We start from the raw sequence: 4,168 nt of genomic DNA on the forward strand, positions 1-4,168 counted from the left end.
ATGTGTATAAGAGACAGCTGTTAGAACCGCTACATTACCAATCGATTGGATCCCGTGACCAATAAAATCCACCTTAAATTCTTCCTACTTTAATTTATGTAATGATATAATAACACTAAATTTTCAACACGTGCTTAATAGATTGGGGACTTATAATGGATAAACCTCTCACTGCAATTACAAACTATTATTATACATATGAATACAACTGAGCATTGGCATGATTTTATTTGTTACTGTCAGCATCGCGAAGCGGGACTTCGAAAATTAGCTTTTAAACATTTAGAGACATTTATTACAAATGCAAAGAAATGGGAATCAAAAGATCAAGAAGAGTTTGCCATTTCGCTGTTTACTATTTTAGATGTATTAAACGAAAAAGATGAGGTCTTAACTTTCTCACTAAATAGTTTTCTAATTGACATTCTATATAGATGGACAGAAAACAACCCATTTGATTCAAGACCTTTTAGATGGATAGGAATTTATATGGACTCTAGCAATAAAGAAGACGATTTAGAAAAATCCCTTCGAAAAGCGATTGAATTAGGTGGTGATACCGAACAAGAAGCCATGATATACCTAGTTTCTAATTACATCAATACTTTAGAATTTGGTACACATGAATTCCCTTCAGGTTATTGCGGAGATTTAAGTGAATGTATAGAAAAACTTCCCTATATGCTTCAATTAATTGATAGAATTCAGAATAAGAACATAAAGGAGCAAAACATTGGGCAAATACAAGAACAACTACACCTTATTCTAGATTGGTTAAAACATACACAAATTCCAGTAGATGCCGTTCGTGTACGGGAAAAGAACAAACTAAGGAATTAGAAAAGGTCATTGTATATTATTTACACAACAGCTCAAGTCGTTAATTCATCGTGTACAGAGATAATAAAGTTGTTTAAAAAACGCCAGTCATGTTATTCAACAATCGTGCTATATAACGGAATAAATCCTTGTAAAAATTAAAAATATTTGAAATAATCGTCATTAAGTTGAAGTAGAGCGATTGCAGAAAAGGGTGATACGACTTTTTCTTACTTAATAATTGCACGATAGTTAAAAAATTCAACTAATTATATTCCGAAAGGGTGTGTGTAGTATCTTATCAACTAATGTTTTTACTTATAAATCTAAGGATGGAAAAACAATAATAATTAGAGAAGCTAAAGAACGGGATGCAGAAAGAATACTAGATTCTGCTTCAAAAGCTTTAATAAACGCTCCATACATGCTAAGTACGGTTGAGGATGTAAAAAAGGTGCGTATCGATGCTATTCAAAAAACGTTAAAAGCTTATCATGAAAATCCAAATTATGTACAGTTTATTGCTGAAGTTGATGGTAAGTTAGTCGGTGCAATAGATTTTAAGAACGGAAACAAAGAAAAAATTAGTCATCAAGGGGCTTTTGCGATGACCATACTACCCGAATATCGAAATTATGGTATTGGAAGAGCTCTTCTAGAAACGTTAATCAATTGGGCTAAAAATAACAGTAAGATTGAAAAAGTTTGTCTTGAGGTAATGGAAGATAATCTAGGTGCAATCCAGTTATATAAGAATCTAGGCTTCTTTGAAGAGGGTAGAAAAGCAAAGGGTGTAAAATTGGATGGTAGCTATCAAGATTTAATATTAATGGCTTTATTCGTTTAAAATTGAACATTAATTTCAATATAAAAAGAGGGTCTTCATAGTCATCTCCCTGTTAAGTAGACAGTAATAGAAACCCTCTTTTTATATTTATCCCACATTAGCTTGCAGTAAAACTCCCCACTGATTATAGTTTCACTTTATTTTAATCCTTTAATTAAAGATGACGCTTCCCCACTATGGAAAATCCATAGGTCATGAAGTGATCTCGTACATCCAACATATAGTAACTTTGCATCATGTTTTGTGTCTTTGTAATGTTCTTCATCCACATCAATTAAAAGCACCGCATCAAATTCTAAACCTTTCGCTAAATAGACAGGTACTACTGATATACCACCTTCATATTTACTTTGGTTTGCTTCAATTACGTTTACCGTTAATCCTGCATTTGTTAATTCCACATATATATCACGGCATTCATCTTCTGTTCTTCCGATTACCGCAATTGTTTTCACATCTGCATTTTGCAAATGTTTTACCGTCTTCACAATTTCAGTAAATTGATTTTCCGCATGAATTACTTTCACATCTTCTCCACTGCGGAAGACTGGTGTTGCGAGTCCTACTGGGATTTCTGCATTTTTAATTATTTCATTTGCAAATTCAATAATTTCTTTTGTAGAACGATAACTTCTTGTCAATTCATAATAACCGGTTTCTTGGAATACTTCCTTAAAAGCGTTCCAATCTTCAATTCCTTGGTAATCATAAATCGCTTGCGATAAATCACCTAATATAGTGAAAGAATTACCTAATGTAATTTCTTTTAATACATAAACTTGGAAAGGCGAAAAATCTTGCGCTTCATCAATAACAACGTGATGAAACTTCTGCCCGATTTCAATCCCTGTTATACGATGATGTATGTATATTAAAGCTGGTAAATCTTCTACATACACTTCTTTTTTACGACAACTCTTTTCTGTTTCTTTAACAAGTTCTTCAGGTAATACCTCGAGTATTTCTTTACTTTTTACTATTGAACTATACAGTGAAAGAGCACTCATTTTCGGCCAAAACTTCATATATGCGTTCAGTCTCTTAGTCGCTTCTTTTTTAAGTAATTTTTTCTCGTTTGTTTCCCCGAATTTTTTAAGTTCAATTTCAATCCAGCGCTTCATTCGTCCTACTAATCGTTCTCTTCTTTTCTGTAAAGGATAATGTTTATATTCAACTTGCATCCATTTTTTAATATCTTCTACTGGAATAATCGCTCTATCCCACGCCTCAAAATCTTTTGTCGGAACTAACTCATTTTCAAATTGGATCATTCTCTCTTCAATAAACGTCTTAAATTCCAACGTACCCTTTAATTTACCTAGCATTACCTTCTTTTCATCACGATTAATTGAAAATGCTTCTTTCAATTTTTCTTCTGTCTGCTTTAGTTTCACTGAATCATCTAACGTACGTAATGCCCAATCCGGAAACGTTGTTTGACTAATATTCCCTACACCTAATTCAGGAAGTACACTCGAAATATAGTCTAAAAACAGACTATTCGGCGCAAATACGATCATTCTTTCTGCTTCTAGTTGTTCACGATATTCATAAATTAAAAAAGCAAGGCGATGTAAAGCAATTGTTGTCTTTCCGCTCCCTGCAACCCCTTGAATAAGTAATGGTAAATTTCTTTCCGCTCGAATAATATCATTTTGTTCCGATTGAATCGTTGAAACAATATCCTTTAGCTTATTATCTTTATTCTCACCTAATCGATATAGAAGAAAATCATCGGCATGCGATACATCTTCATTTCCTTTTACATATGTATCAACAACACGTTCAAGTTCTCTTTTTCGAATGGAAATGTTTCGTTTTAAATACACATCACCTTCTACTAACCCATCTGGTGATTGATAAAATGCTAATTCTTCTCCACCGGTAAATGAATAAAACATACTTGCGACAGGCGCCCGCCAATCGATAATGATTGGCTTCATCGTGTCCATATCCGAAACCCCTACTTTTCCGATATAAATCGGCATAACTTCTTCTTTTCCATCTTCCTGAAAATCTAACCTTCCAAAGTACGGCTCTTGCACACCAATACGTAAGTTTTGTCTATTAGACTCCCTCATACTTTCAAGAATTTGCTCTTTAAAATCTTCTCCATAATAAACCGGGGTTTTTTCAAGCTTATCCAATTGCTCATCCATCGTATGTAAAGTATCCTTCATTTTTTGTAACTCATCTTCAAATATGTTGCTCATTTCGACGATTCCCTCCTGTCCGTTCTAATTTTTCAGTCGAAGTATCATTGTATTAAAAACCCAATCATAAAGTCAATAGTTTCCGTTTAAATTTTCCGAAAAAACTTACTTTTCATCTTTCTAATTTAAAAAGAATATGCAACATCAAAATCACACAAATACACATATAGTATAGTGATGCATACAAAAGATACTACTTTCTATTTGTCTCCTATTTAATTTATCTATTAACAAATATTGTAAAAATTAAAGACTTTAATCAATGGGCGTTTTACTGCCCACAAATAGT

2 protein-coding genes and 1 pseudogene are annotated in these 4,168 nt (G+C 33.0%); 2 read left to right on the forward strand and 1 reads right to left on the reverse strand.

The window, feature by feature from the left end; translation table 11 throughout:
• Positions 1-155 precede the first annotated feature (155 nt).
• Together ABWK52_RS24530 and ABWK52_RS24535 are read left to right on the forward strand one after the other, a co-directional pair.
• Positions 156-884 (forward strand): annotated as a pseudogene (locus ABWK52_RS24530) (hypothetical protein).
• A gap of 221 nt (positions 885-1,105) precedes the next feature.
• Positions 1,106-1,666, forward strand: coding sequence for a GNAT family N-acetyltransferase (locus ABWK52_RS24535; protein ID WP_000337114.1), 561 nt, complete (start codon positions 1,106-1,108; stop codon positions 1,664-1,666).
• A gap of 137 nt (positions 1,667-1,803) precedes the next feature.
• Here ABWK52_RS24535 and ABWK52_RS24540 read toward each other — a convergent pair whose 3' ends face one another.
• Positions 1,804-3,879 (reverse strand): HelD family protein, encoded by a 2,076-nt coding sequence (locus ABWK52_RS24540; RefSeq protein WP_087947688.1) that lies wholly within the window; start codon positions 3,877-3,879, stop codon positions 1,804-1,806.
• Positions 3,880-4,168: the final 289 nt, after the last annotated feature.

Source organism: Bacillus sp. AP50, assembly GCF_040492675.1.
GTDB classification, from domain to species: Bacteria; Bacillota; Bacilli; order Bacillales; family Bacillaceae_G; genus Bacillus_A; species Bacillus_A cereus.